Genomic DNA, 26453 nt, shown 5'->3' on the forward strand with positions numbered 1-26453 from the left:
CGAAGGCCAGATGTCCTTCAGGCGGATCTCTTTGCCGTCCACCACGGTCAGCACGTCGTTTTCGATGTCGAAGCGCACGGTGCCGGCAATGGCGTAGGCCACCACCAGCGGGGGCGAAGCCAGGAAGGCCTGCTTGGCATAGGGGTGGATGCGGCCGTCGAAGTTGCGGTTGCCCGACAGCACGGCGGTGGCGTACAGGTCGCGGTCGATGATCTCTTGCTGGATTTTGGGGTCCAGCGCGCCCGACATGCCGTTGCAGGTGGTGCAGGCAAAGGCCACGATGCCGAAGCCCAGCTTTTCCAGGTCACCCAGCAGATTGGCTTCCTTGAGGTACAGCTCCACCGCCTTCGAGCCAGGGGCCAGCGAGGACTTCACCCAGGGCTTGCGGGTCAGGCCCAGCTTGTTGGCGTTGCGGGCCAGCAGTGCGGCCGCGATCACGTTGCGCGGGTTGGAGGTGTTGGTGCAGGAGGTGATGGCGGCGATGATGACGGCGCCATCGGGCATGGTGCCTTCACCGGCGGCGGGCATGGCCCACTGGCCGGCGATGCCCTTGGCAGCCAGGTCAGACGTGGCCACACGGGCGTGCGGGTTCGAGGGGCCGGCCATGTTGCGCACGACGGTGGACAGGTCGAACGTCAGGTCGCGCTCGTACACGGCGTCCTTGAGTGAATCCGACCAGAGGCCGGCGGTCTTGGCATAGGTCTCGACCAGCTTGACTTGGGCTGCATCGCGGCCCGTCAGCGTCAGGTAGTCCAGTGTCTGCTGGTCGATGCTGAACATGGCGGCAGTCGCGCCGTATTCGGGGGCCATGTTCGAGATGGTGGCGCGGTCGCCAATGGTCAGCTTGGACGCACCTTCGCCATGGAACTCCAGGTAGGCGCCCACGACCTTGGACTTGCGCAGGAACTCGGTCAGTGCCAGCACCACGTCGGTGGCGGTGATGCCTGGTTGGCGTTCACCCGTCAGTTTGACGCCGACGATTTCAGGCAGGCGCATCCACGAGGCGCGGCCCAGCATCACGTTTTCGGCCTCCAGACCGCCCACGCCGATGGCGATCACGCCCAGTGCGTCCACGTGCGGGGTGTGCGAGTCGGTACCGACACAGGTGTCGGGGTAGGCCACACCGTTGTCCGCATGGATCACGGGCGACATCTTCTCCAGATTGATCTGGTGCATGATGCCGTTGCCCGCGGGGATCACGTCCACATTGGCGAAGGCGTTCTTGGTCCACTCGATGAAGTGGAAACGGTCTTCGTTGCGGCGCTCCTCGATGTCGCGGTTCTTTTGGAACGCGTCGGGGTCAAAGCCGCCGCACTCCACAGCCAGCGAGTGGTCCACGATCAACTGCACGGGCACCACGGGGTTCACCTTGGCGGGATCGCCCCCTTCCTTGGCAATGGCGTCACGCAGGCCCGCCAGGTCCACCAGAGCGGTCTGCCCCAGGATGTCGTGACAGGCCACGCGGGCCGGGAACCAGGGGAAGTCGCGCTCGCGCTTGCGCTCGATCAACTGGGTCAGGCAGTCGTTGATGATCGCCGGATCAGCCTTGCGCACGATGTTCTCGGCGTGCACACGCGAGGTGTAGGGCAGGGTGGCCCAGGCACCTGGCTGGATCGCTTCAACGGCGGCTTGGGTGTCGAAGTAGTCCAGCGAGGTGCCGGGCAGGTTCTTGCGGAAATTCGTGTTCATGGCGTGCGATTACTTGCGATCCGAGATGGGCACGAACTTCTGGTCCTCGGGGCCGACGTAGTTGGCCGAAGGACGGATGATCTTGCCGTCGATGCGCTGCTCGATCACGTGAGCGGACCAGCCGCTGGTGCGGGCGATCACGAACAGAGGCGTGAACATGGCGGTGGGCACGCCCATCATGTGGTAGCTCACAGCAGAGAACCAGTCCAGGTTGGGGAACATCTTCTTGATCTCCCACATCACCGATTCCAGGCGTTCGGCGATGTCGTACATCTTCATGTTGTTCTGTTCCTTGGACAGATCTTCCGCCACTTTCTTGATGACCACATTGCGGGGGTCGCTCACGGTGTAGACGGGGTGGCCGAAGCCGATCACCACTTCCTTGCGTTCGACGCGGGCACGGATGTCGGCCTCGGCATCATCGGGGGTGTCGTAGCGCTTCTGGATCTCGAAGGCCACTTCGTTGGCGCCACCGTGCTTGGGTCCACGCAGGGCACCGATGCCGCCGGTGATGGCAGAGAACATGTCCGAGCCCGTGCCGGCCACCACGCGCGAGGTGAAGGTCGAGGCATTGAACTCGTGCTCGGCGTACAGGATCAGCGAGGTGTGCATGGCGCGCACCCAGCTGTCACGGGGCTTCTCGCCGTGCAGCAGGTGCAGGAAGTGGCCACCGATGGAGTCGTCATCGGTCTCCACGTCGATGCGCTTGCCGTTGTGGCTGTAGTGGTACCAGTACAGCAGCATCGAGCCCAGCGAGGCCATCAGCTTGTCGGCGATGTCGCGGGCGCCGGGGTGGTTGTGGTCGTCTTTCTCGGGCGAGAGGCAGCCCAGCACGGACACGCCCGTGCGCATCACGTCCATGGGGTGGGCCGACGGAGGCAGTTGCTCCAGGGCGGTCTTGAGGCCGGCGGGCAGGCCGCGCAGGGCCTTGAGCTTGGCCTTGTAGCCCGCCAGTTCGGCCACGGTGGGCAGCTTGCCGTGCACCAGCAGGTGGGCGATTTCTTCGAATTCGCAGGTGGTGGCCACGTCCAGGATGTCGTAGCCACGGTAGGCCAGGTCATTGCCGGTGCGACCGACGGTGCACAGTGCGGTGTTGCCTGCCGCCGTGCCGGACAGGGCCACGGACTTCTTGGGCTTGAAACCAGGGGTGGTTGTTTCGGGGGTAGCGCTCATGGTGTGAGTCTCCTGATGAAGGTTGGGCAGGCAGGGGTTATTTCTTGGCGGCGAACAGGGCATCGAGCTTTTGTTCGAACTCGTGGTAGCCGATGCGGTCGTACAGCTCTTCGCGGGTCTGCATGAGGTCGATCACGTTGCGCTGGTGGCCGTCGCGACGGACCGCAGTGTAAACAGCCTCGGCGGCCTTGTTCATGGCGCGGAAGGCGCTCAAGGGGTAGAGCACCATGCCCACGCCGGTGGGGCGCAGATCGTCGACCGAGAACAGCGGGGTCTTGCCGAATTCGGTGATGTTGGCCAACACGGGCACCTTCACGGCGGCGACGAATTTCTCGTAAGTGGGCAGGTCGTAGGCGGCCTCGGCGAAGATGCCGTCGGCGCCCGCTTCGACGCACCGACAAGCGCGCTCGATGGCAGCGTCCACACCATGCACCTGGATGGCGTCCGTGCGGGCGATCAGGAAGAAGTCCGGATCCGTCTTGGCGTCGGCGGCGGCCTTGACGCGGTCCACCATTTCTTCGGTGGTGACGATTTCCTTGCCGGGGCGGTGACCACAGCGTTTGGCGCCCACCTGGTCTTCGATGTGGCAGGCGGCTGCACCGGCCTTGATCAGGCTCTTGATGGTGCGCTCGATGTTGAAGGCGCTGGGGCCAAAGCCAGTGTCGATGTCGACCAGCAGAGGCGTGTCGCACACATCGGTGATGCGGCGGGTGTCCGTCAGTACATCGTCCAGGGTGTTGATGCCCAGGTCGGGCAGGCCCAGCGAGCCTGCGGCCACGCCGCCACCAGAGAGGTAGATGGCCTTGAAGCCGGCACGCCTGGCCAGCAAGGCGTGGTTGGCGTTGATGGCGCCGATGATTTGAAGGGGGGATTCTTCTCTCAGGGCTTGGCGAAAACGCGCGCCTGCGGTCAAGGTGGCCATGTCAGATCTCCAGCGGTTCAGGGTCGAACGAAGTACTGCATGTGTCATCGCAACGGGTGTGCCAGTGTGCCAGTGATTGAGCGATTTGTTGATGCGCTGCAGCAAGTGCTTGATTCGCAAGGGGAAAGGTGCCTGGCTCCGCGGTGATCGGCGTGAGGGCTGGATTGCTTTGTTTCCAATGTGAAACAAAATAGAATCACGTATGAAACATGGTTTCGTTTGTGAAATGGATTGATCCGGCATGTCCTCTCCACTGAACTCTGTGCTCCCCCCCCGGTCCGGGCCGCCGCAGATCGTGGCGGTCGGCTTCAAGCGCATCAACAAGATGCTGCAGGAGCTGGCCCCGGGTCTGGCCAGCAAGGCCTCGGTCGATGTGCTGGACATGGGCTTCGAGCAGGCGGTGGCGCGCATCCGCGAGATGCAGGCCCGTCGCGCCATCGACGTGGTGGTGGCGGCGGGCTCCAACGGCGCCTATCTGCGCCAGCATCTGGACATGCCGGTGGTGCTGGTCAAGGTGGGCGGCTTCGACCTGATGCAGGCGCTGGCGCGCGCCAAGCGCTTGTCCTCGCATGTGGGGCTGGTCACCTACCAGGGCATGGCGCCGGATCTGGCGCCGTTTGGCGAGGTGTTCGAGCTGGGCGTGGTGCAGCGCAGCTATGAAACCGAAGACGATGCCCGTGCCTGCCTGCGCGAACTCCAGCACCTGGGGGTCGAGGTGGTGGTGGGCACCGGCCTGGTGGCCGATCTGGCCGACGAACTGGGACTGACGGGGGTCTTCCTCTACTCGATGGATGCCGTGCGCGACGCCCTGGAGGACGCCGTCGAGGTGGCCCGTGCGTCGCGCATCGAGCTGGCCAAGCGCGAGCGTCTCAACACCATCCTGGCCCAGCTCAGCGATGGCGTGATCGCGGTGGACCAGCAAGAGCGCATCCAGACCCTCAACCCGGCCATGGCCCAGTGGCTGGGCGTGACGCCGGGGCAGTGGCTGGGCAGGGTTCTGAGCGACGTCTGCCCGGACCTGAGCCTGCAAGGCACGCTGCGCCTGGCCACCCAGGAGCTGGAGAAGATCGAGCGCGTGCGGGGCAAGGCCCTGATCGTCAGCCGCATGCCCATCATCGAGCAGGGCGTGCTGACGGGCGCGGTGCTCAGCTGTCAGGATCCGATCTCTATCCAGCGGGTGGACCGGCACATCCGCACGCGCATCAAGCCACAGGCGCTGGCGCAGCGCTACGAGCTGGGGCAGTTCCTGGGCACGGGCGCGGCGGTCGAGCGTGTGCGCCAGATGGCCCTGAGCTGCGCCCGCAGCACGGCCACGGTGCTGCTGATCGGTGAGAGCGGCACGGGCAAGGAGCTCATCGCCCAGGGCATCCACAGGGCCAGCGAGCGGCGGGACATGCCCTTTGTGGCAGTGAACTGCGCCGCCGTGTCCGAGACCTTGCTGGAGAGCGAGCTCTTTGGCTACGAGGAGGGCGCCTTCACCGGCGCACGCCGTGGCGGCAAGATCGGCCTGTTCGAGGCGGCGCACAACGGCACGCTGTTCCTGGACGAAGTGGGCGAGATGCCCGTGTCCTTGCAGGCGCGCTTGCTGCGCGTGCTGCAAGAGCGTGAAGTGCTGCGCGTGGGGGCCACCGAGCCCACACCCGTCAATGTGCGGGTCATTGCCGCCACCCACCGCGACCTGCGTGCCCATGTCGAGCGGGGTGAGTTCCGGCTGGATCTGTTTTATCGGCTCAACATCCTGCGCATCGACGTGCCGCCGCTGCGCGAGCGTGTGGACGACATCGGCGCCATCGCGCGGGCTGTGCATGCCCGCCTGTGCACGCGGCTGTCGGTGCCCGCGAGCCGCTCGATGCCCTTGATCGATGCGCTGGTGCGTCAGGCGCCGCACTACGACTGGCCAGGCAATGTGCGCGAGATGGAAAACATCATCGAACGCGTCATGGCCTATGGCGATGTGCTCGATGCCCAGGAGGCTCGGGACCCTGTCCGGGCCGAGGACCTGTTGCGCACCATGGCGCCCGAGCTGTTCGGGTCTGGCGCCGGGGCTCCTCAGACCCTTCTGCCGGAGGGCGAGACGCGCTGGCGCGAGCGTCAGCAGCAATCCGAGCGGGCCGAGATCCAGCGTGTGCTCGATCAGTGTGGCGGCGACCGGCGTCTGGCCAGCGAGCGCCTGGGCATCAGCCGGACCACCTTGTGGCGCAAGCTGCGTGTGGACTGAGGCCAGTGTGCCGCTCAGGTCGCCAAACTTGAGCGATCGCGCTAGACTGCCCGGCTGATTGACCAGTCGAGGCAGTTCCCATGGGCCACATGATCGAGTTTTCCCGCCCTGATGGCGCGCACACGCAGGGCTACTTTGCGGATGCGGGCAGCGGCCGTCCGGCGCTCATCCTGATCCAGGAGTGGTGGGGCCTTAACGACAATATGCGCGCCATCGCCGACCGCCTGGCGCAGTCGGGCATCAGCACCCTGGCGCCCGATCTGTACCGTGGGCGTCTGGCCAGCTCGGCCGACGAGGCCAGCCACATGATGAACGGGCTCGACTTTGTCGACGCGACCCAGCAGGACCTGCGTGGCGCGGCGGCCTGGCTGGCGGCTCAGGGCGCGGGCAAGATCGCCGTGATGGGCTTTTGCATGGGGGGCGCCCTCACCATCTCGGCGGCGGTGCATGTGCCCGGCCTGTCGGCCGCCGTGTGCTTCTACGGCATTCCGCCCAAGGAGTTGGCCGACCCCGCCCTGATCACACTGCCCTTCATGGGGCATTTTGCCGAGCGCGATGGCTGGTGCACCCCGGCACTCGCACAGGCGCTGGAGCAGGCCTTGCGCGGTGCGGGCCAATCGCCCGAGATCCATCACTACGACGCCGATCACGCCTTCTTCAACCAGACCCGTCCCGAGGTGTACGACGCAGCCTGCGCCGACCTGGCCTGGCAGCGCACGCTGGCCTTCCTGCACCAGCACCTGGATCGCTGAAGGGTCGGCGTCGTTCCATGACCGTGTCATCCGTCAAGGTGCTGTCCGTCATCCCACCGATGACGCAGCTCAATACCCCCTATCCCTCGACCGCCTACCTCACGGGCTTCCTGCGCTCGCGCGGGGTCGACGCCGTGCAGGAAGATCTGGCCCTGGCCCTGGTGCTGAGCCTGCTCTCGCGCGAGGGCCTGCAGTCCGTGCGCGAGGTCATCGATCAGATGCCCGAGGCCGAGCGCAGCGCCCCCGTGAACTTCTTCATGGACCACATCGAGCGCTACCTGGCCACGATCGATCCGACCATCGCCTTTCTGCAAGGGCGTGACAGCACCCTGGGCCACCGCATTTGCACCCGGCACTTTCTGCCCGAGGGCGCGCGTTTTGCCAATCTGGAGGTCTATCTGGACGAGGAGGGGGGCGACCCTCTGGCATGGGCGTTCGGGGCGCTGGGCATGCAGGACCGCGCCCGCCACCTGGCCACGCTCTACCTCAACGAGCTGGCCGATGTCCTGCGCGATGCCATCGATCCGCGCTTCGAGTTCGTGCGCTATGCCGAGTCGCTGGCCATGAGCCAGCCCACCTTCGAGCCATTGGCCGAGGCCCTGGCCCAGCCCCTCAATCTGGTCGACACCCTCCTGCGGCGCCTGACCCTGGCCGCCATCGACCGGCACCAGCCGCAACTGGTGCTGCTGTCGGTGCCGTTTCCGGGGGCGGTGTATGCGGCCTTCCGCATGGCCCAGGCCATCAAGGCCGAGCACCCGCACATCACCGTGGCCTTGGGTGGAGGCTTCGTCAACACCGAGCTGCGCGAGCTGAGCGAGCCGCGCGTGTTCGACTACGTGGATGTGGTCACCCTGGATGCGGGCGAGCGCCCCTTGCTGGCCTTGCTGGAGCACGTGCAGGGGCGACGCTCACGGCAGCGCCTGGTGCGTGCCTTCGTGCGCGAGGCCGACACCGGCCAGGTCACTTACGTCAACTGGCAGGAGCCCGACGTGCCCTTCAGCGAGGTGGGCACTCCCACCTGGGATGGCCTGCCGCTGGACCGCTACCTGTCCCTGCTGGACATGCTCAACCCCATGAACCGCCTGTGGTCGGATGGGCGCTGGAACAAGCTCACCGTGGCCCATGGCTGCTACTGGAAGAAATGCAGCTTCTGCGATGTCAGCCTGGACTACATCTCGCGCTATGAGGCGGCCTCGGCCGAACTGCTGGTGGACCGCATCGAAGCCATCGTGCGTGAGACCGGCCAGACGGGCTTCCATTTCGTGGACGAGGCTGCGCCCCCCAAGGTGCTCAAGGCCCTGGCGCACGAGCTCATCCGGCGCGGGGTCACCATCTCCTGGTGGGGCAATGTGCGCTTTGAGAAGTCCTTCACGCCCGAGCTCTGCCAGTTGCTGGCCGACAGTGGCTGCATTGCCATCTCCGGCGGGCTGGAGGTGGCCTCCGACCGCCTCTTGACCCTGATGAAGAAGGGTGTGTCCGTCGAGCAGGTGGCCCGTGTGACACGCGCCTTCACCGACGCGGGCATCCTGGTGCACGCCTACCTGATGTATGGCTTTCCGACGCAGACGGTGCAGGACACGGTCGATGCACTGGAGTACGTGCGCCAGTTGTTCGAGCAAGGGTGCATCCAGTCCGGCTTCTTTCATCGCTTTGCCTGCACGGTGCATTCACCGGTGGGGCAGGCGCCGCAGGACTATGGCGTCCAGCTCATCCCCCTGCCACCGGTGAGCTTTGCCAAGAACGACATCGGTTTCATCGACCCCACGGGTGTGGACCACGACGCCCTGGGTGTGGCGCTCAAGAAGGCCATCTACAACTTCATGCACGGCATCGGGCTGGAGTCGGACATCCGCAGTTGGTTCCACATCAAGGTACCCAAGTCCACGGTGCCGCGGCGCTTCATCGAGCGGGCGCTGTCCACGTGAACATCTGGCCCGCTCAGCAGGCCATGGACGCGATGAAGCGTGCGTCATCGGGGATGTCGCAGCGCAACTGACGGGCTGTGCAGCACCAAGTGTCGCGCGCCTGCATGGACAGGGTCAAATCGATCACACCCCGCTCTGCCAATGGCAGACGCAGGGCCGCGATCGCCTGTCCATCGATGCGCACCTGCCCCTGCGCGACGGCGCCAAAGCAGTCTGTCAGCGATGCCGTCTGCTCCTGTGGATGCCACTGGACCCCATCGAGCCACAGGCTCAGGGGCTTGAGGTAACCCATCTCGTGCCGATCTTGCCCTGAGGCCTGCACATCGGCCGCCTCACGCGCCACGCAGGCGGCCGAGAACTCGATGCACAGTCTGTCCCCGTCCATGCGCAAGGCGCGCACCTCGGAGCCGGCCAGGTGCAGGGTGAACATCAGGCGCCAAAGAAAGCAGCTTCGATCTCGCTGGGCAGGGGCTGGCCTGTCAGCCAGGCCCGCTCCAGCACATGCCAGTAATGGCGGTAGCTGGCTCGGTCGTGCAACTGGCCCCGGTGCGAGGTGGGTGCCCAATGGGCGGCCTGGGCGGCACTGAGGATCTCGACGGCGTCGTCCACCTCGGCCATGACCGGCGCGAAGGCGTCCACGATCACGGCGATCTGGTCGGGGTGGATGCTCCACATGCGCGTGTAGCCCAGTTCACGCGAGGCTTTCTCGGCCGCCTGGCCCACGGCACGCTTGTCCTTGAACTCGGTGACCACGCAGTGTGACGGGGTGATCCGCGCGGCATGGCAGGCCGCCGACAACTCCAGCTTGGCGCGCAGCACCAGCGGATGGCTGAACTGTCCATGGGCCGTCATGGCCGATGCGGGAATGGCGCCCCGGTGCTCGGAGACAAAATCCATCAGTCCGAAGGACAGGGACTCCAGCCCCGGCAGGGCGGCGATCTCGGCCACCTGCTGCAGGGCCTTGTGGGTTTCGATCAGACCATGCACGGGCACGATGTGGCCCACGCCATGGCGCAGCCGGGTGGTCTTGATCACCTCGATGGCCCAGGCCGTGTCGCGCGCGTCGGCCAGCTTGGGCACCATCAGGTAAGCCAGCCGGGGGCCGGCCAGCTTGATCAGGGTGTCGACCTCGTCCTCGAAGCGAGGGTGCCGGGGATCATGCACCCGCACACCGACCCGGCCGTAGGCATTGGCCGGGCTGTTGACCAGTTCGGCCACCAGCAGGGCGTGTTCGTGCTCACCGCCTACGGGGGCGCCATCTTCCAGGTCCAGCGTCACATCGAACACGGCCCGCCCGCTGGCTTCGGCCATCTCGGCTTGCAGGGCCAGGCTCTTGTGCATGCGCGCCTCGACACCAGCGTAGTGGTCGCAAACCGGCAGCATGGGGGAGGGCGCTTCGGCGCCAAACAGCGCGTGACGGGGGTGGATGGCAGTGAGGGTGGACATGGCGGGTGGATTGCTCATTGCAATGTGCTTAGTCTCGCGCAATTTGAGGGGTTTGGGGGCGCGGTGTGGCGACCCCTGTGGCCACCTGGAGTCAGGTGCCCGCCGGCCCCAACTTTCGCCCCACCCGCTGCCGATCCAGCGCTCCTGACGCCGCAGCCTTCAGCAAGCCCTGAAACGTCGGGCACTCGGCATGGCTGGGGGCTGGGCAGGCTGCGGCGTGTCGCAGTCCTCGGCTCACGGCACGGAGTTGCTTGATCGTGGCGTCGATGTCATCGGCCTTGGCCGACAGCAGTTGCCGGTCGATGTGGTGGCCGCCGCTGGGTGTCAGCATGGACTGGATCTCGTCCAGCGACAGCCCGGCCGCCTGGCCCAGGGCAATGAGCGCCAACTGGTCCAGCACACCCGGCGCAAAACGGCGCCGCACCCCGGCAGGCCCCACCGAGGCAATCAGCCCCTTCTTCTCGTAATAACGCAGGGTAGAGGCGGGCACCCCTGAGCGTTTGGCGACTTCGGCGATGTCCATCAAAAAGCTCTTGACTTGAAGTTGACTTCAACTTCTATAGTGAACTTCATTCGCTCACAGGTCAACACAAGGAGTCTTCTCATGACATGGCTGCAACAGACAGTGCTCATTGTTCTCATCGGTATCGGTGCCACGGCGGTCATGGACCTGTGGCTGATGCTGCTCAAGCGCCTGGGGGTGCCCACCCAGGGCTTTGACATCATCGGTCGCTGGGTCGGGCACCTGCTGCGAGGGCGCCTGAGACACGAGGCCATCGGGCGCTCGCCGCCCATTCCGGGTGAGTTGGCCCTGGGCTGGGCCACACATTACGCCGTGGGCATCGGATTTGCCGCTGTGCTGGTGGTGCTGCAGGGGCCGGCCTGGATGGCCCGTCCCACGGCCCATGCCGCTCTCCTCGTGGGGGTGTGCACGGTGCTGCTGCCCTGGCTGGTGATGCAGCCCGCCATGGGCGCAGGCTGGGCCGCCAGCAAAACGCCCACCCCCTTCAAAAACTGCCTTCGCAACCTGGCCAATCACACCGTCTTCGGTCTGGGCCTGTACCTCTCGGCTGTGCTGGTGGGCCCGGTACTCACCCATCCCTGGCCACTTTGATCTGGAGACACTGACATGAAACAGCTTGCCATCGTCTATCACAGTGCTCATGGGCACACCGAACACATCGCGCACCACGTGCTGGAGGGCGCCCGCAGCGTGACTTCCACGCAGGTGGACCTGTTGCGGGCCGAGGACCTGGCCCAAGACCCTGACCGTTTGACGCATTACGACGGGATCATCATGGGCTCGCCCACCTACCTGGGCGGCGTATCGGGCACGTTCAAGACCTTCATGGATGCGACCGGTCGCCTGTGGCGCCAGCAAGCACTCCAAGGCAAGTTCGCGGCTGGGTTCACCGTGTCGTCGTTGCCATCGGGTGACAAACAGTCCACCTTGATGTCGATGTTCGTGTTTGGCATGCAGCACGGCATGCTGTGGGTGGGCAATCCCTTCCTGCCAGAGCAGCACCAAGGCGTGCCTGTCGATGAGGCCGTCAACCGTCTGGGATCGTGGTCAGGCCTGATGGCACAGGCCGGGCACGGCCAGCCCGCCAACGCCTTTGTGAGCGGAGATACCAAGACAGCGCACCTGTTCGGCCAGAATTTTGCTTCAATCGTCGGTCGAGCTCACCCCGTCACGCCATGATTCCCAAGAAATACGCCCCCATCCTCTTCGGCCTGCTGCTATCGGGTCTGATGTCGCTCCTGGTCTCAGGCATCTCCACCTTGCGTGCCATTGGTCTGGTTCATGGCTTCATGGGCATCTGGCTGGGGGCCTGGCTCACGGCCTGGGCCATCGCCTTTCCCGCTGTGCTGGTGGTGGCTCCCATCACCCGGCGTCTGGTTGAGCGGCTGACCCAAACCGGGTGATGCGTACGGCCTGGGGCCGCACACGACCAGGTGGCGGCCCATCTGCGCACCGATCAGATGCCCTTGAGCTTCAGTCGTGTGGCCTGCGTGCGGTAGAAGGCCACCGGGTCGGGCGCCCCCTTGCCGATCAACCCGAAGACATGGTTCATCTCGTCGATGTGGTTCCAGGGGTAGTCGTTGCGCAGCACCTTGCCGAAGTGGGACGCGCACACGGGGATGGCGCCGTCGCTGGGTGTGGGGCCTTCCACCATGCCCAGGTCCGAGATGTCCCAGCCATTGGTCTTGGCCTTGTTGCCCGTGATGGAGTAGAAGTACATGCCGCCTTCGAACTCCTTGCCATCCAGGCCGCAGTAGGTCGAGGGCACACCCGCCGGGAATCGCGTGGCAAAGGCATTGATCTCATCGGCGAACAGCTTGGCGCCTTCAATGTCCTGAGGCAGCTTGCTGTTGCCCGATATCCAGGCCACGAAGGAGCCGAAGCTGGTGGTGAGCGAGCTGTAGTTGTTGATCAGGTCGGCGATGGCGTTGTCGCCATCTTGCACGGTCATGCGTGAGGGGCTGGCCACGGTGGTGATGCTGGCCACCAGGCCGGGGGCGACGCCCGCGACATAACGGGCGGTTGGGCCCCCCTGGCTGTGCCCGATCAGGTTGAACTTCTTGACGCCGTCCTTGGCGGCCCATTGCTGCATCTGCTTGAGCAATTGCTCACCACGGCCTTCGCTGCTGCTGACCTGGGAGACGGCCGCCACATAGACCTTGGCGCCATTTTTGCGCAGGTCGTCGGGCACCTGGTAGAAGTAGTCCACCCCCAGGATGTCGTCAAAGCCCATGAAACCATGCACCAGCACGATCGGGTATTTGGTCTTGGCCACGGTGGTGGCGGCCTGGGCGGAGGGCGCGGCGACGAGCACGGAGGCCGCCAGGGCCAGGAGCGTCTTGCCGATGACTGCATGCTTCATGGGTTTCTCCATCATGTAAAAAATGTAAGCAAGATAATGTTATGCACATGAACAATAGTGAGTCAATGTGCGCAATAGGACCATCCGTGATTACGCGCAATCCCCCCAAATGAGCAGAAATGCACCAAGATGGCATCGTTCATTGGCCCTCTGTCCATGGTGGGTATCCGCTAAGGTCGGGCTACCTTGGGAGTTCTGGGCCTGATGAACCGATCACGTCCAACGAAGGCCGGCTGCGTTCCCGGGAGGTCGAGCGCACTTGAGTGAGAGAGGCATCTCTATGTGGAGCTTGAATCATTACCGCCTGGGCAAGCGCCTGGGCTGGGGTTTCGGTCTGGTGCTGACGCTGACGGCCCTGATCGCTGCGGTCGGATGGTGGCGTCTGGCCCAGACCATGCAGGATGTGGACGCCACCGACCAGATGCAGGCCAAGGCCACGGCGGCGCTCCGATGGGAGAGCCTGACCATGCTCAATGTCAACCGCACGCTGGCCATTGCCAACGCTGGGCCTGTCAAGGACGTCAAGGATCACTTCGCGCCCTTGATCAAGGAGACCTCGGCCCAGATCAGTGCCATCCAGAAGGAGCTGGAGGCCGGCGCGAGCACCCCGGACGAAAAAGCCCAGTTCGAAGACATCGCCGCCAAGCGCAAGACCTACATCACGGCCCGCGACTCCATATTCTCCTTCCTGGAGATGGATGACCCGGGGGCCAAGGAGGCGCTCAAGAGCCAGCTCCTGCCTGCGGCGGAGCGCTATGTCGCGGCCATCAATGCCTACCAGAAGGCGCAGCGCGACAAGGCGGATCTCAGTGCCACCCAGATGCATCAGCGGGCGGATCGTGCCAAGGCCATCTTGCTGGGTCTGGCTGCGGCCTCCCTGATCCTGGGTGTGGCCTGCGCCTGGACCATGACCCGGTCGGTCACCGGCCCCCTGAGCCAGGCCGTCGAGTCCACCAAGGTCATCGCAGGCGGTAACCTCACGCAGCGCATCGAGGTTCGTGGTCACGACGAGGTCGCCGATCTGTGCCGCAGCCTGGAGGCCATGCAGCAATCCCTGCGCCAGATCGTGGGCGATGTGCGCCAATCCACCGAGTCCATCCGCATGGCCAGTGATGAGGTGGCCGTGGGCAGCCATGATCTGTCCAGCCGCACCGAAGCCGCCGCCTCCAATCTGCAGGAAACCGCCTCCACCATGGAGGAGATCTCCGGCACCATCCGCCACACGGCAGACGCCGCCAGCACGGCCAATCAACTGGCAGCCGGGGCCGCCCAGGCGGCGACCAAAGGTGGTGCGGTGGTCTCTCAGGTGATCTCGACCATGGATGAGATCACCCAGAGCTCCAAGCGCATCGTCGACATCATCGGTGTCATCGACGGCATTGCCTTTCAGACCAACATTCTGGCGCTCAATGCGGCCGTCGAAGCCGCGCGTGCGGGTGAACAAGGGCGCGGTTTTGCCGTGGTGGCAGGTGAGGTGCGCGCCCTGGCGCAGCGCGCTGCCAATGCCGCCAAGGAGATCAAGACCTTGATTGGCGAATCCAGCGAGCGCGTGGACGCCGGGGCAGGCCTGGTGGGCGAGGCCGGTGCGTCTATGGCCGCCATCGTCGAATCCGTGCAGCGGGTGGCCGACATCATCGGCGAGATCACCTCGGCCTCCAGTGAGCAATCCAACGGCATCGGCCAAGTCAATGTGGCGGTGTCCCACCTGGACACCATGACCCAGCAGAATGCCGCGCTGGTCGAGCAGTCTGCCGCTGCAGCTCAGAGCCTCAAGGATCAGGCTGCGCGTCTGGCCAACGTGGTCTCGGTGTTCCGCGTTGAGTGAGTTCCGCGCTTGGAGTGCGGCATCGTATGCGCGCTGCACCGTAAAAACACAAGATCTAGCGTCCGCGAAGAACAAAAAAGCCGACGAACCCTGAGGTCGTCGGCTTGTTTGTTGGCCCCAGCGCCCAATGTCAGGCGCTGGGTTCAAGCAAGGATCACAGCAGGTGCTTGACGCCGTCTTGCTCGCCTTGCAGCTCAGCCAGGGTCTTGTTGATGCACTCTTGCGAGAAAGCATCGATTTCCAGACCGGTGACGATCTTGTACTCGCCGTCAGGCGTGGTGGTCACGGGGAAGCCGAACACGATGCCAGCGGGGATGCCGTATTCGCCGTTCGAAGGCACGCCCATGGTGACCCATTCGCCGTTGGAGCCCAGGGCCCAGTCACGCATGTGGTCGATGGCAGCGTTGGCAGCCGAAGCAGCCGACGACAGGCCGCGAGCGGCGATGATGGCAGCACCGCGCTTGCCCACGGTGGGCAGGAAGGTGTCCGCGTTCCAGACCTGGTCGTTGATCATGTCCTTGATCGACTGGCCGTTCGTGGTGGCGAAACGGTAGTCGGCGTACATGGTGGGCGAGTGGTTGCCCCACACGGTCAGCTTCTTGATGTCGCCGACCTTGGTGCCGGTCTTGGCGGCCAGTTGCGACGCAGCACGGTTGTGGTCCAGGCGCAGCATGGCGGTGAAGTTCTTGGCCGGCAGATCCGGAGCCGACTTCATGGCGATGTAAGCGTTGGTGTTGGCGGGGTTGCCGACAACCAGCACCTTGACATTGCGCGAAGCGACAGCGTTCAGGGCCTTGCCTTGAGCCGTGAAGATCTGGGCGTTGGCGGCCAGCAGATCAGCGCGCTCCATGCCGGGGCCACGGGGGCGGGCGCCGACCAGCAGGGCGTAGTCGGTGTCCTTGAAGGCGGTCAGGGGGTCGGAGTGGGCTTCGATGCCGGCCAGCAGGGGGAAGGCGCAGTCTTCGAGCTCCATGATCACGCCCTTGAGCGCGTTCTGGGCCTTCTCGTCAGGGATCTCCAGCAGTTGCAGGATCACGGGCTGGTCCTTGCCCAGCATTTCGCCAGAGGCGATGCGGAACAACAGGGCGTAACCGATTTGGCCAGCGGCGCCGGTGACGGCGACGCGAACGGGTGCTTTGCTCATGTGCAACTCCGAAAGAGGAAGTGAGGTTGGAAGGGTTAGAGACAACCCTTAAGTGTAGCGCTGCGCGCAGTCTAGGCACATCGTCCGCTTCCGTCAATGGTCTTATGTCTTATATAAGACATCTTTCATCAGACTGTGGACGGCAAGGGCTGCTTTGTGGTGCAATGCGGGCTGCCCGCTCTTCCTTGCTTGTCAACCGGATCTCCCGCCCGTGCCCCAGCCCTCCCAATCCCAGGTTTCCGTGGAATCAGCCTCGGTTTCAGGTGGCGAGGTGGAGGCGGCTGTTGTTCTGGGCCCCTCGTTCAGCCCTTTGTATCAGCAGATCAAGGCCCTGATCGTGCGCAGCCTGCAGACCGGAGAATGGCGTCCCGGCGAGGCCATCCCCAGCGAGATCGACCTGGCGGCACGTTTCAAGGTCAGCCAGGGCACGGTGCGCAAGGCCATCGACGAACTGGCTGCCGAGAATCTCCTCGTGCGCCGCCAGGGCAAGGGCACCTTTGTCGCCACCCACGCCGAAGAGCGTGTTCAATACCGTTTTCTGCGCCTCACGCCGGACGATCCCGACAAGGTCGGCCCCGTCAAGCGGGAGCTGCTCGATTGCCGCCGCCTGCGTGCCCCAACCGACATCGCACGAGCCCTCAACCTCAAGCCCGGTGACACGGTCGTCGAGGTCCGGCGCGTGCTGCATTTCGCCGGGCAGCCTGTCGTTCTGGACGACATCTGGCTGCCAGGTCATCTGTTCAAGGGGCTCACCGCAGAGCGCATGAGTGAGTACAAAGGCCCGATGTACGGGTTTTTCGAGACGGAATTCGGCGTCCGCATGATCCGGGCCGAAGAGAAGTTGCGGGCGGTCCTGGCTGACCAGGCCGAGGCTGACCTGCTGAGTGTCGAGGTGGGGTCTCCCCTGCTGAGCGTCGAGCGCCTGTCGCGCACCTATGACGACCAGCCGGTGGAGCTGCGCCGCGGCCTGTACCGAACGGAGGCGCATCACTACCGCAACGAATTGAACTGACTGGCACCCACTCCTTCAACGCTGCATTCCCTCACGTTTTTGAGCTGTTCTTGACGTGACCAGGGGCTGACGAAACACCGTCGCCGGCTCTCTGCAAGGGATTGCCCTAAAATTCACGGTTTTGTAACTGTTCCTTGACGCTCGGCAGAGCCCATCAAATCATGGCTGACAACGCGAAAACCCCCCGCCCCGTCTACCGGAACATCCACGTCACTGACATCGTCAGCTATCGCCTGCCTCCGGCGGGGATCGTCTCGATCCTCCACCGTATCAGCGGCGTCGTGATGTTCCTGCTGTTGCCCTTCATCATCTGGATGTTTGACACCAGCGTCACCTCCGAGATCACCTACGACCAGTTCACCTCGGTGTTCGAGGCCGGCTGTGCCGATGGCGCCGTGCCTGGCTGGTTCTTCAAGCTGATCGCCCTGGGTCTGATCTGGGCCTACCTGCACCACTTCATCGCTGGCGTGCGCCACCTGATCATGGATGTCAAGCACACCGTGAGCAAGGAGCAGGGCCACTCGAGCGCACTGATCACGCTGGGCCTGAGCATCGCCCTGACCGTCGTGCTGGGCGCCAAGCTCTTCGGCCTGTTCTGACTCTGACCGCAGGAATCACACCATGTCTCAAAACTACGGAACCAAGCGCATCGTGACCGGTGCGCACTATGGCCTGCGTGACTGGCTGGCCCAACGCGTGACCGCCTGTCTGATGGCGCTGTTCACCATCGTGCTGCTGGTGCAGGTCATCTTCGGCGAGCCCGTGAGCTACTACAAGTGGGCCGGCATCTTCTCCCAGCAGTGGATGAAGTTCCTGACCTTCGTCGTCATTCTCTCGATCCTCTACCACGTGTGGGTCGGCATCCGTGACATCTTCATGGACTACATCAAACCCGTGGGCATCCGCCTGAGCCTGCACGTGTTTGCCATCGTGTGGCTGGCCGGTTGTGCTGGCTGGGCCATCCAAGTGCTGTGGAGACTGTAAAAAATGAGCGCTACCTCTCTTTCTACCCGCAAGTTTGATGTCGTGATTGTCGGGGCCGGTGGCTCGGGCATGCGCGCTTCGCTGCAACTGTCGCTGGCTGGCCTGAACGTGGCCGTGCTGTCCAAAGTCTTCCCCACACGCTCGCACACCGTCGCTGCCCAGGGTGGCATCGGTGCCTCGCTGGGCAACATGTCCGAAGACAACTGGCACTACCACTTCTACGACACCATCAAGGGCTCTGACTGGCTGGGCGACCAGGACGCCATCGAGTTCATGTGCCGTGAAGCCCCCAAGGTGGTCTACGAGCTGGAACACTTTGGCATGCCGTTCGACCGCAATGCCGACGGCACCATCTACCAGCGCCCCTTCGGTGGCCACACCGCCAACTACGGCGAAAAGCCCGTGCAACGCGCTTGCGCGGCCGCTGACCGTACCGGCCACGCCCTGCTGCACACCCTCTACCAGCAGAACGTCAAGGCCCGCACCCAGTTCTTCGTCGAGTGGATGGCCCTGGACATCATCCGTGATGCCGAGGGCGATGCCGTGGGCGTGACCGCCCTCGAGATGGAAACCGGCGAAGTGCATGTGCTGCATGCCAAGACCGTGCTGTTCGCCACCGGTGGCGCCGGCCGCATCTATCAGGCTTCCACCAACGCCTTCATCAACACCGGCGACGGTCTGGGCATGGCCGCTCGTGCCGGCATCCCCCTGGAGGATATGGAGTTCTGGCAGTTCCATCCCACCGGCGTGGCCGGCGCGGGCGTGCTGCTGACCGAAGGCTGCCGTGGCGAAGGCGCGATCCTGCGCAACAGCAACGGCGAGCGCTTCATGGAGCGCTATGCCCCCACCCTGAAGGATCTGGCCCCGCGTGACTTCGTGTCCCGCTCCATGGACCAGGAAATCAAGGAAGGCCGTGGCTGTGGTCCCAACAAGGACTACGTGCTGCTGGACATGACCCACCTGGGCGCCGAGACCATCATGAAGCGTCTGCCTTCGGTGTTCGAAATTGGCCATAACTTCGCCAACGTCGACATCACCAAGGAGCCGATCCCCGTGGTGCCCACCATCCACTACCAGATGGGCGGTATCCCCACCAATGTGCACGGTCAGGTCGTGATCCCGGCCAATGGCAAGCCCAACGAGATCATCAACGGCCTGTACGCAGTAGGTGAGTGCTCTTGCGTGTCGGTGCACGGTGCCAACCGCCTGGGCACCAACTCGCTGCTCGACCTGGTGGTGTTCGGCCGTGCTGCCGGCAACCACATCGTCGACTTCAACCTCAAGTCCAAGAACCACAAGCCCCTGCCCAAGGACGCCGCTGACCAGACCCTGGCCCGCCTGGCTCGCCTGGACAGCGCCAAGAACGGTGAGTACTCGCAGGACGTGGCCAACGAGATCCGCGCCACCATGCAAAAGCATGCCGGCGTGTTCCGCACCCAGAAGTCCATGGACGAAGGCGTCAAGCGCATCGCCGCCGTGCGTGAGCGCGTGGGCAGCATCGGTCTGAAGGACAACTCCAAGGTCTTCAACACCGCCCGCATCGAGGCCCTGGAAGTCGAGAACCTGATCGAAGCCGCGCAAGCCACCATGGTGGCCGCCGCAGCCCGTTCGGAAAGCCGTGGCGCCCATGCCCATGACGACTTCCCCAACCGCGACGACGACAACTGGATGAAGCACTCGCTGTGGTATTCCCAAGGCAACCGCCTGGACTACAAGCCGGTCAACCTGCAGCCCCTGACGGCCGAATCCGTGCCGCCCAAGGCCCGTACGTTCTGATCGTCAGCGACACGTCATTAGGAATTCATCATGAGCCAAAAGCGCACTTTCCAGATCTACCGCTACGATCCCGATAAGGATGCCAAGCCCTACATGCAGACCATCGAGATCGAACTCGACGGCAATGAGCGCATGCTGCTGGACGCCCTGGTCAAGCTCAAGGCGGTGGACCCCACCATCTCGTTCCGCCGCTCCTGCCGTGAAGGCGTGTGCGGCTCGGACGCGATGAACATCAACGGCAAGAACGGTCTGGCCTGCCTGACCAACATGCGCACGCTGCCCCAGACCATCGTGCTCAAGCCCTTGCCGGGTCTGCCCGTGATCCGCGACCTGTTCGTGGACATGACGCAGTTCTTCAAGCAGTACGACTCCATCAAGCCCTACCTCATCAACGACACGCCGCCGCCCGACAAGGAGCGTCTGCAGTCGCCTGAAGAGCGCGAGGAGCTCGATGGCCTGTACGAGTGCATCCTGTGTGCCAGCTGCTCGACCAGCTGCCCCAGCTTCTGGTGGAACCCCGACAAGTTCGTGGGCCCCGCCGGTCTGCTGCAGGCCTACCGCTTCATTGCGGACAGCCGCGACCAGGGCACTGCCGAGCGCCTGGACAATCTGGAAGACCCCTACCGTCTGTTCCGTTGCCACACCATCATGAACTGCGTGGACGTGTGCCCCAAGGGTCTCAACCCCACCAAGGCCATTGGCAAGATCAAGGAACTGATGGTGCGTCGCGCCGTTTGATGTCCTGACGATCATCCTTCACTTCAGACTGCACGCACGTGTCCGCCACCGCCATGACCTCGCCCACCCTTGACGCCAGCCAGACGCCGGACCCGGACGTGCTGAGGCGCCTGCGTTGGCGTTGTCGGCGGGGGCTGCTGGAGAACGATCTTTTCATCGATCGTTTCTTCGAAGCCCACGGCGACCGCCTGACGACCGACCAGGTCCAGGGCTTGCTTCAGCTGATGGACCTGTCTGACAACGATCTGCTCGATCTCCTGCTGGCCCGCAAGGAGCCTGAAGGTGATGTGGCCAGCCCGGAAGTCGCACAAGTGCTGTCAATGATGCGTGTGCCCATGGCCTGAAGTGAATGGACTGCGTTCATAATGCCGACTTAGGTTAATCCCTAGTCATTCCGATCATATTTCTCACAAGACCGACCCCTAGGAGTGCTCATGACACCGTCCGACGTGAAAGCCACCCTGTCGTTTTCTGACGGCAGCCCCAGCATGGAACTGCCCATCTACAAGGGTTCTGTCGGCCCGGATGTGATTGACATCCGCAAGCTGTACGGCCAGACCGGCAAGTTCACCTACGACCCCGGCTTCCTGTCCACCGCCTCTTGTAACTCCTCCATCACCTACATCGATGGCGACAAGGGCGAGCTGCTGTACCGCGGCTACCCCATCGAGCAGTTGGCCACCAACTGCGACTTCCTGGAAACCTGCTACCTGCTGCTGAACGGCGAGCTGCCCAACGGCACCCAGAAGAGCGAGTTTGTGCACACGGTGTCGCAGCACACCATGGTCAACGAGCAGATGCAGTTCTTCCTGCGCGGCTTCCGCCGTGATGCTCACCCCATGGCCGTGATGACCGGTCTGGTGGGTGCGCTGTCGGCCTTCTATCACGACAGCACCGACATCAACAACCCGGAGCACCGCAAGGTCGCCGCCATCCGTCTGATCGCCAAGATGCCCACCCTGGTGGCCATGGCCTACAAGTACGGTGTCGGTCAGCCTTTCGTGTACCCGAAGAACGATCTGTCGTACACCGAGAACTTCATGCGCATGATGTTCGCGACCCCGTGCGAAGAGTACAAGGTCAATGACGTGCTGGTGCGCGCCATGGACCGCATCTTCATCCTGCACGCCGATCACGAGCAGAACGCCTCGACTTCGACCGTGCGTCTGTGCGGCTCGTCCGGCACCAACCCGTTTGCCGCCATCGCCGCAGGCGTGGCCTGCCTGTGGGGCCCTGCTCACGGTGGCGCCAACGAAGCAGCCCTCACCATGCTGGAAGAGATCCAGAAGAAGGGTGGCGTCGAGAAGATCGGTGAGTTCATCGCCCAGGTCAAGGACAAGAACTCCGGTGTCAAGCTGATGGGCTTCGGTCACCGCGTGTACAAGAACTACGACCCGCGCGCCAAGCTGATGCGTGAAACCTGCCACGAAGTGCTGAACGAACTGGGTCTGCAGAACGACCCGCTGTTCAAGCTGGCCATGGCCCTGGAAAAGATCGCCCTGGAAGACGAATACTTCGTGTCGCGCAAGCTGTACCCGAACGTCGACTTCTACTCCGGCATCGTGCAGCGCGCCATCGGCATCCCTGTGCAGCTGTTCACCGCCATCTTCGCCCTGGCTCGCACCGTGGGCTGGATTGCCCAACTGAACGAAATGATCGGCGACCCCGAGTACAAGATCGGCCGTCCCCGTCAGCTGTTCGTTGGCGCTGACAAGCGCGACGTCAAGCCCATCGCTCAGCGTTGAGCCTCAGGATCCCCTGAATCAAACCCGGCTTCGGCCGGGTTTTTTTGTGGGTGCGCGCCTCAGCCCACCTCCACCGTCCAGCCGTAGTACTTGTCCGCGTAATCCACGATCGCCGCCAGAAAGTCCGGCTCGCCACGCGCGATAAAGCGGCTCGCCACCGCAAACTGAGGGCTGCCTGGCAGGGGAGCTGTGTCCATGTGCAGGCCGGGTTTGTCGTTGGTGAGTTTCACGAACTCTTCCACCTTTGCTCGAACAGTGGGGGCGGTAATGGCTTTCACGCTCAGCAAGCCGTCGGCGCTCAGGGTCAACTGACCCAGGTCCGTCCAGCCATCATCGTCGTCGTCAAAGGCGGTAAGGTTCAGCAACAGGGGTGCGGTGGCGCTCGTCATGGTGGTGTCGTCGGTCATGGTCTGGCCTGTGTGTTCACAGGGCCTTCAGAATGGCTTGGGCGGTCTTGGGGCCTGCAAGGTGGGCGTGCTCCTCCAGGGGCTGTTGCTGGTACACGGCGTGGGCGCCGGGGGCTTCGCCCGATGTCACATAGCCACCGGGTTCGCTGTTCATGGCAAACAACTCGGTCTGCGCCACCAGTCGTTTATCGCGACTGCCTGCGTCGATCATGCCTGAGGTCAACTGATCCTGGAAGTAGTGGCTGTTCTCGTGGACGATCAGGTCCACCGCCTTGCCAAAGTCATTGGCCGAGCTGTAGGGGTTGGTGTTGATCACGATGCACTTGGTGTTGGGGTCAAAGTAGCCATTGGTCACACTGCCGGCGTCGCCACCCAGGTCCACCAGCTTGACCACAGGTGGGGGACCGAAGTCATAGGCCTTGCACTGCTCGTTCGCCACGCGTTGCAATTGCTTGAGGCGCTCGGGCCAGGGGATGGTGCCCCAGCCAGTCTGCGCGGTCTTGAGTTCCTGGTCACCCTTGAATGATTCAACGATCTTGCCGCGCTGTTCCTTGTCGTAGGCCAGAAAGTCTTCGTCCAGCCGGGTGGCCGCGTACACCTTGCGCTGGGCCGCACGCTTGTCGTCTGACGGTGGATTGCCCCAGCCTTTGCGCAGGTTGTGAAGCAGCTTGGCGCGTTGCTCGGGAGGGAGGGCTTCGATTTCCCAGTCCTGTTTGTCCTTGATGAGGGTTTCGGCCTGAGCGGTGTCGTTGGCTTGGTCCACCTCCAGGCGGGTCTGTTCTGCCTTTTGAGCCAGGGCCGCCTTGAGCGCAGGTTCGAGCTTTTGCTTGAGGTGGGTCAGACAGGCAGCAAAGTCCACGGGGTCAGCTGATCGCAGCGTGGTCATCGTCTGCAGGGCTTTCATGTAGGTGGTCTGCTCTTTGGCAAGGGGGGGGCTCAGGCCCTCAATGTGCTGCTTGAGCCCGTCGATGCGTTTGACCAGGGGGCTCCATCGCTTGTTGAAAGCCTGGCCGACCTTGCCAGCCTGGGTGCGTGCGGCTTGTAGCTGGCGCCCCAGTTCCAGCACCTGTTCTCCCTTGGTCATCGCTTCCTTGTACTTGCCCGTGTCGGCCAGGGCGAGCATTTCCTTGTAGCTGGCGTTGAAGTTCTTGAGTAAGGTCTCCATGGTCCCGGTGATGGGCTGGAAGTCCTTGGCCCAGATGATGTTCAGCATGGGCTTGATCTGCTTGTCACGCTGGACCATGTAGGCAACGCCTTCAGCCGCGGGTTGCTTGGCACGTTGCTTGGGCGTGAGCAGTTCGAACTCGGAGAGCAAAGTGTCCAGTTGGGCCAGCAAGGTGGCGCGCAGGCCATCGAGCTGCGAGGCCTTGGCCAGGGTCGTGGCGTTCTTGGCCGCATCACGGGCTTGCCGATAGGTGGCGACCAGGGCATCGAGCGGCGGGGTGGGTTCGATGGCATTGGCCCCGACCACGCGGGACGAAACCGCGTTCATGGCCCAGTGGTGGCGCAACAGGTGGGTGGACGCGTCGTGCAGCGTCTTCACCAGCGGAGCCAGGGCGGTCAACTGATCACTTGCATCGCCGAACTGCTGGTGGCGAGCCGCCAGACGCAGGGCCGCCAGTTCGGACTTCCGCGTGGCGATGATGGCGGGCGGCGGTTTGAGTACATCGCTCAGGGACTCGGCAGCCTGTTCCAGTTGCCCGCCGACTTGCAGCAACAGACCGTCCAGGCTGGCCCAGCGCTTGAAGTCGGGGTCGCTCTTGTAGCGGGCCAGCAGGTCGGTGGCGCGCTTGTGCACCTTGTCGAGCTTGGCCACCGCTTCAATGTATTTTTCCTGTCGACCCAGGCTCAGGGCAAAGGCCAGGTCGTAGCGCAGTGCTGCCACTTCGGTGGCACCCTGGGTGTCGAGATCGTCGATGGCATCCTGTGCACCGGTTCGTTTGGCGTCGCGACCCAGCCAATCCTTGCGGGCGGGGTACTGCACGTGGCGGCGCAGGATTTTCGGGCTCACCTCAAGCAGCAGTTCCAGGGCTTTGCCGAATTGGCCCACCTTGGCGGCTTCTTCCATCTGCTCGAAGGGGCCCTTCAGACTGTCGTGGTCGGGCTCGCCCCAGCCCTTGAGGGCGCCCAGTTTGGTGCGCAGTTCTTCGATCAGTTGGCTCTGGCTGCCCCAGTCGGACTCATCGTTCATCGATCGCAGGAATTCGCCGGCCGCCTCGTCGTCTGTGGCCACGCTCGACGGTGTCGACTCTTTCCTGATGGCGCTGGCCAGTCTGGGCAGTTCCTGCAGGGCCTTGTGGGCAGCGTCGTATTCGCCCGCCTGGAACTTGCTCAGGGCGAACGTTCTCAGCTTGTTGAGCCGCTCCTGGTTCTTGGCTGACACTGTCTTGATGAACTCGTCGATCACCGACAGCACGGACTTGGCCTGGGTTTTGAAGCGCTGATCTTCGGCGGCGATGGCGTCCAGGCGATCTGCGAGCGTGGCCAGGGCCTGGTTGGCTTCGTCGAACTTGCCTTGCTTGGCCAGGGCTTCGGCCTGGATGAACTGGGCCTTGAGCTCCTTGGCCAGCGCCGACCGCATCAGGGCGTCCTTGAGCGGCGCAGACAGTTGCCGCTTGCGTCCGGCGTAAGCGGCCTCATGGGCCAGGTTCGAGCTCGTCGTTGAGGGCTTGTCCGGGGCTTGGGGGTCGGGTGGGGTGGTGCTGGTCTTGGGGGGCGCCACCAGGGCCTTGAGGCGAGCGAGTTCGATCTTGGCGGCGGCAGCATCGTCGCGCTTGACGGCGTTCTGCACGCCGCTCACGGCCGCCAGCAGTGCAGCTTTCAGGCTGGGGGCGCGCTTGAGCGCGTCGGCCACGCTGCCTGTGATCTGCTTGAGCTCTTGCTCAATGGCCGAAAGGTCGGAGGTTTCGGTGTCGTCGTTTTCAGCGTCGAGTTCGGTGCCCGATTCGTCGATCAGGCGCACGGCCTTGAAACGAAGGCCGACATCGAGCAACACGCTGCGGATACGTTTGGCCATGCCGGTGAGCACCCTGTCGGCCGTGAGCAGCACCTCGCCATTGCGCACCTGCAGGGTGCCGCTGGCGCCTTTCTCCCCGCCCGAGGCTTCGCGCAGCTTGGCTAGCAGGCGCTTGGGTGGAATCTTGGTGTGTACCGCGAACGCGGTGGCGCCGTCCTTGCCCGGTGGGCAATAGGCAAAGCTGGCCCTCAGCGCGTCGTTGTTGCGACAGCGCACTATGTTGGCTTTGAGGAAATCGGGCGACAGCAGTGTGTCCTTGGGCTCGTCGTCTTCCGTGGGCTGCGGAAGCCTGGCCAGCACGGCGTTGGCCTGCTTCTCAAGCTGGTCCAGCCACGGTGTGAGTGCTTTACCCAGCGTCTGAGCCGCTGCGGCCACGTCCTTGGCCGCTTGCGCCGCGGACTTGGGCGCGAGCTTGTCCTTGGTGAAGGCGAGCGCCCACTTGCTGGCCAGTGACTCGACCTTGTCGGCCTGGGTCTTGAGTGGCTTGATCTTGGCTTCGGCTTGCTTGAGCAGGCCGTCAAGCGCTTTTTCGAAGGCATCGGCCGTGGGATGTGCCTTGGTCCAGAGTAACGGGTCGCACTGAGACCAGCCCACAGCGTCGTAGGCTTTTTGCAGTATTTTCAGTGCGTCGCCAATGCCCGTGGCGTGGGCCTTGGCGATCACCCCCTTCTTCTTATCCCAGTCTGCAGCGGTCAGCACTTTGGGGTAGTCCATGGTCGATCAGGCACGAAAATCGAGATGCCGTTGAGTGTAGGGCGCGAGCGGGTGTCACGAGCATGACGAATGAGGGGGCAGG

24 protein-coding genes are annotated in these 26453 nt (G+C 63.9%); 14 read left to right on the forward strand and 10 right to left on the reverse strand.

Translation table 11 applies throughout. From position 1 onward, the window contains the following. The 3 genes from acnA to prpB all read right to left on the reverse strand — a co-directional run. Nucleotides 1–1689, reverse strand: a 1689-nt coding sequence (acnA, locus tag VFW84_RS05250) for an aconitate hydratase AcnA (RefSeq protein ID WP_329679389.1), incomplete at its 3' end; no start/stop codon positions are given. Between the two features lie 9 nt (nucleotides 1690–1698). Next, entirely contained in the window at nucleotides 1699–2862 is a 1164-nt protein-coding gene (gene prpC, locus VFW84_RS05255) for a bifunctional 2-methylcitrate synthase/citrate synthase (RefSeq protein WP_329679390.1), read from the reverse strand. A 37-nt stretch (nucleotides 2863–2899) separates the two neighbouring features. Further along, a complete protein-coding gene (prpB, locus tag VFW84_RS05260; protein ID WP_329679391.1) occupies nucleotides 2900–3784 on the reverse strand; it encodes a methylisocitrate lyase in 885 nt (294 codons plus the stop codon). Between the two features lie 241 nt (nucleotides 3785–4025). Between prpB and prpR the strand changes: the two genes are divergently transcribed. The 3 genes from prpR (at nucleotide 4026) to VFW84_RS05275 (ending at nucleotide 8679) form a co-directional block, all read left to right on the forward strand. Then, nucleotides 4026–6002 carry a propionate catabolism operon regulatory protein PrpR gene (gene prpR, locus VFW84_RS05265; RefSeq protein WP_329679392.1) on the forward strand — a complete coding sequence of 659 codons (1977 nt, stop codon included), beginning with the start codon at nucleotides 4026–4028 and terminating at the stop codon, nucleotides 6000–6002. A gap of 89 nt (nucleotides 6003–6091) precedes the next feature. Continuing rightward, nucleotides 6092–6754, forward strand: coding sequence for a dienelactone hydrolase family protein (locus VFW84_RS05270; RefSeq protein WP_329679393.1), 663 nt, complete (start codon nucleotides 6092–6094; stop codon nucleotides 6752–6754). 17 nt (nucleotides 6755–6771) lie between these two features. After that, nucleotides 6772–8679, forward strand: coding sequence for a B12-binding domain-containing radical SAM protein (locus VFW84_RS05275; RefSeq protein WP_329679394.1), 1908 nt, complete (start codon nucleotides 6772–6774; stop codon nucleotides 8677–8679). Nucleotides 8680–8692: 13 nt separating this feature from the next. On the opposite strand, the gene VFW84_RS05280 is transcribed toward VFW84_RS05275, so the two are convergent. The 3 genes from VFW84_RS05280 to VFW84_RS05290 form a co-directional block, all read right to left on the reverse strand. Beyond that, nucleotides 8693–9109, reverse strand: a complete 417-nt coding sequence (locus VFW84_RS05280; RefSeq protein ID WP_329679395.1) for a hypothetical protein — start codon at nucleotides 9107–9109, stop codon at nucleotides 8693–8695. Continuing rightward, nucleotides 9109–10125: an HpcH/HpaI aldolase/citrate lyase family protein gene (locus tag VFW84_RS05285; RefSeq protein WP_329679396.1), complete on the reverse strand. Its 1017-nt coding sequence runs from the start codon at nucleotides 10123–10125 to the stop codon at nucleotides 9109–9111. The genes VFW84_RS05280 and VFW84_RS05285 overlap by 1 nt, the downstream gene beginning before the upstream one ends. Nucleotides 10126–10216: 91 nt before the next feature. Then, nucleotides 10217–10648 (reverse strand): helix-turn-helix domain-containing protein, encoded by a 432-nt coding sequence (locus VFW84_RS05290; protein ID WP_329679397.1) that lies wholly within the window; start codon nucleotides 10646–10648, stop codon nucleotides 10217–10219. Nucleotides 10649–10729: 81 nt separating this feature from the next. On the opposite strand from VFW84_RS05290, the gene VFW84_RS05295 reads away from it, so the two are divergent. The 3 genes from VFW84_RS05295 to VFW84_RS05305 are packed head-to-tail and all read left to right on the forward strand — an operon-like array spanning nucleotide 10730 to nucleotide 12051. Next, a complete protein-coding gene (locus VFW84_RS05295) occupies nucleotides 10730–11239 on the forward strand; it encodes a DUF2938 domain-containing protein (protein WP_329679398.1) in 510 nt (169 codons plus the stop codon). 15 nt (nucleotides 11240–11254) lie between these two features. After that, complete coding sequence (locus VFW84_RS05300) at nucleotides 11255–11827, forward strand: flavodoxin family protein (RefSeq protein ID WP_329679399.1); 573 nt, start codon at nucleotides 11255–11257, stop codon at nucleotides 11825–11827. Beyond that, nucleotides 11824–12051 carry a DUF2798 domain-containing protein gene (locus VFW84_RS05305; protein ID WP_329679400.1) on the forward strand — a complete coding sequence of 76 codons (228 nt, stop codon included), beginning with the start codon at nucleotides 11824–11826 and terminating at the stop codon, nucleotides 12049–12051. The genes VFW84_RS05300 and VFW84_RS05305 overlap by 4 nt, the downstream gene beginning before the upstream one ends. 53 nt (nucleotides 12052–12104) lie before the next feature. On the opposite strand, the gene VFW84_RS05310 is transcribed toward VFW84_RS05305, so the two are convergent. Beyond that, complete coding sequence (locus VFW84_RS05310; RefSeq protein WP_329679401.1) at nucleotides 12105–13010, reverse strand: triacylglycerol lipase; 906 nt, start codon at nucleotides 13008–13010, stop codon at nucleotides 12105–12107. A 280-nt stretch (nucleotides 13011–13290) separates the two neighbouring features. Here VFW84_RS05310 and VFW84_RS05315 point away from each other — a divergent pair, with 280 nt between their 5' ends. After that, a complete protein-coding gene (locus tag VFW84_RS05315; protein WP_329679402.1) occupies nucleotides 13291–14835 on the forward strand; it encodes a methyl-accepting chemotaxis protein in 1545 nt (514 codons plus the stop codon). 154 nt (nucleotides 14836–14989) lie between these two features. Here the strand turns inward: VFW84_RS05315 and VFW84_RS05320 are convergent, their stop codons facing one another. Further along, nucleotides 14990–15979, reverse strand: a complete 990-nt coding sequence (locus tag VFW84_RS05320; RefSeq protein ID WP_329679403.1) for a malate dehydrogenase — start codon at nucleotides 15977–15979, stop codon at nucleotides 14990–14992. 241 nt (nucleotides 15980–16220) lie between these two features. On the opposite strand from VFW84_RS05320, the gene VFW84_RS05325 reads away from it, so the two are divergent. The 7 genes from VFW84_RS05325 to VFW84_RS05355 all read left to right on the forward strand — a co-directional run bounded on the left by VFW84_RS05325 (nucleotide 16221) and on the right by VFW84_RS05355 (nucleotide 22234). Beyond that, nucleotides 16221–16991: a GntR family transcriptional regulator gene (locus tag VFW84_RS05325; RefSeq protein ID WP_329679430.1), complete on the forward strand. Its 771-nt coding sequence runs from the start codon at nucleotides 16221–16223 to the stop codon at nucleotides 16989–16991. 161 nt (nucleotides 16992–17152) lie between these two features. After that, complete coding sequence (gene sdhC / locus VFW84_RS05330; RefSeq protein ID WP_329679404.1) at nucleotides 17153–17590, forward strand: succinate dehydrogenase, cytochrome b556 subunit; 438 nt, start codon at nucleotides 17153–17155, stop codon at nucleotides 17588–17590. Nucleotides 17591–17612: 22 nt separating this feature from the next. Beyond that, entirely contained in the window at nucleotides 17613–17975 is a 363-nt protein-coding gene (sdhD, locus tag VFW84_RS05335) for a succinate dehydrogenase, hydrophobic membrane anchor protein (protein ID WP_329679405.1), read from the forward strand. A 3-nt stretch (nucleotides 17976–17978) separates the two neighbouring features. Then, a complete protein-coding gene (gene sdhA, locus VFW84_RS05340; protein ID WP_329679406.1) occupies nucleotides 17979–19751 on the forward strand; it encodes a succinate dehydrogenase flavoprotein subunit in 1773 nt (590 codons plus the stop codon). A 30-nt stretch (nucleotides 19752–19781) separates the two neighbouring features. Then, nucleotides 19782–20489 (forward strand): succinate dehydrogenase iron-sulfur subunit, encoded by a 708-nt coding sequence (locus tag VFW84_RS05345; protein ID WP_329679407.1) that lies wholly within the window; start codon nucleotides 19782–19784, stop codon nucleotides 20487–20489. 53 nt (nucleotides 20490–20542) lie between these two features. Next, nucleotides 20543–20833, forward strand: coding sequence for a succinate dehydrogenase assembly factor 2 (locus tag VFW84_RS05350; RefSeq protein ID WP_329679431.1), 291 nt, complete (start codon nucleotides 20543–20545; stop codon nucleotides 20831–20833). Nucleotides 20834–20923: 90 nt separating this feature from the next. Then, a complete protein-coding gene (locus tag VFW84_RS05355) occupies nucleotides 20924–22234 on the forward strand; it encodes a citrate synthase (protein ID WP_329679408.1) in 1311 nt (436 codons plus the stop codon). A gap of 59 nt (nucleotides 22235–22293) precedes the next feature. Here VFW84_RS05355 and VFW84_RS05360 read toward each other — a convergent pair whose 3' ends face one another. Together VFW84_RS05360 and VFW84_RS05365 are read right to left on the reverse strand one after the other, a co-directional pair. After that, a complete protein-coding gene (locus VFW84_RS05360) occupies nucleotides 22294–22641 on the reverse strand; it encodes a hypothetical protein (protein ID WP_329679409.1) in 348 nt (115 codons plus the stop codon). Between the two features lie 16 nt (nucleotides 22642–22657). Then, nucleotides 22658–26371 carry a hypothetical protein gene (locus VFW84_RS05365; RefSeq protein ID WP_329679410.1) on the reverse strand — a complete coding sequence of 1238 codons (3714 nt, stop codon included), beginning with the start codon at nucleotides 26369–26371 and terminating at the stop codon, nucleotides 22658–22660. Nucleotides 26372–26453: the final 82 nt, after the last annotated feature.

The organism is Aquabacterium sp., assembly GCF_036279655.1.
Lineage (GTDB): Bacteria > Pseudomonadota > Gammaproteobacteria > Burkholderiales > Burkholderiaceae_C > Aquabacterium.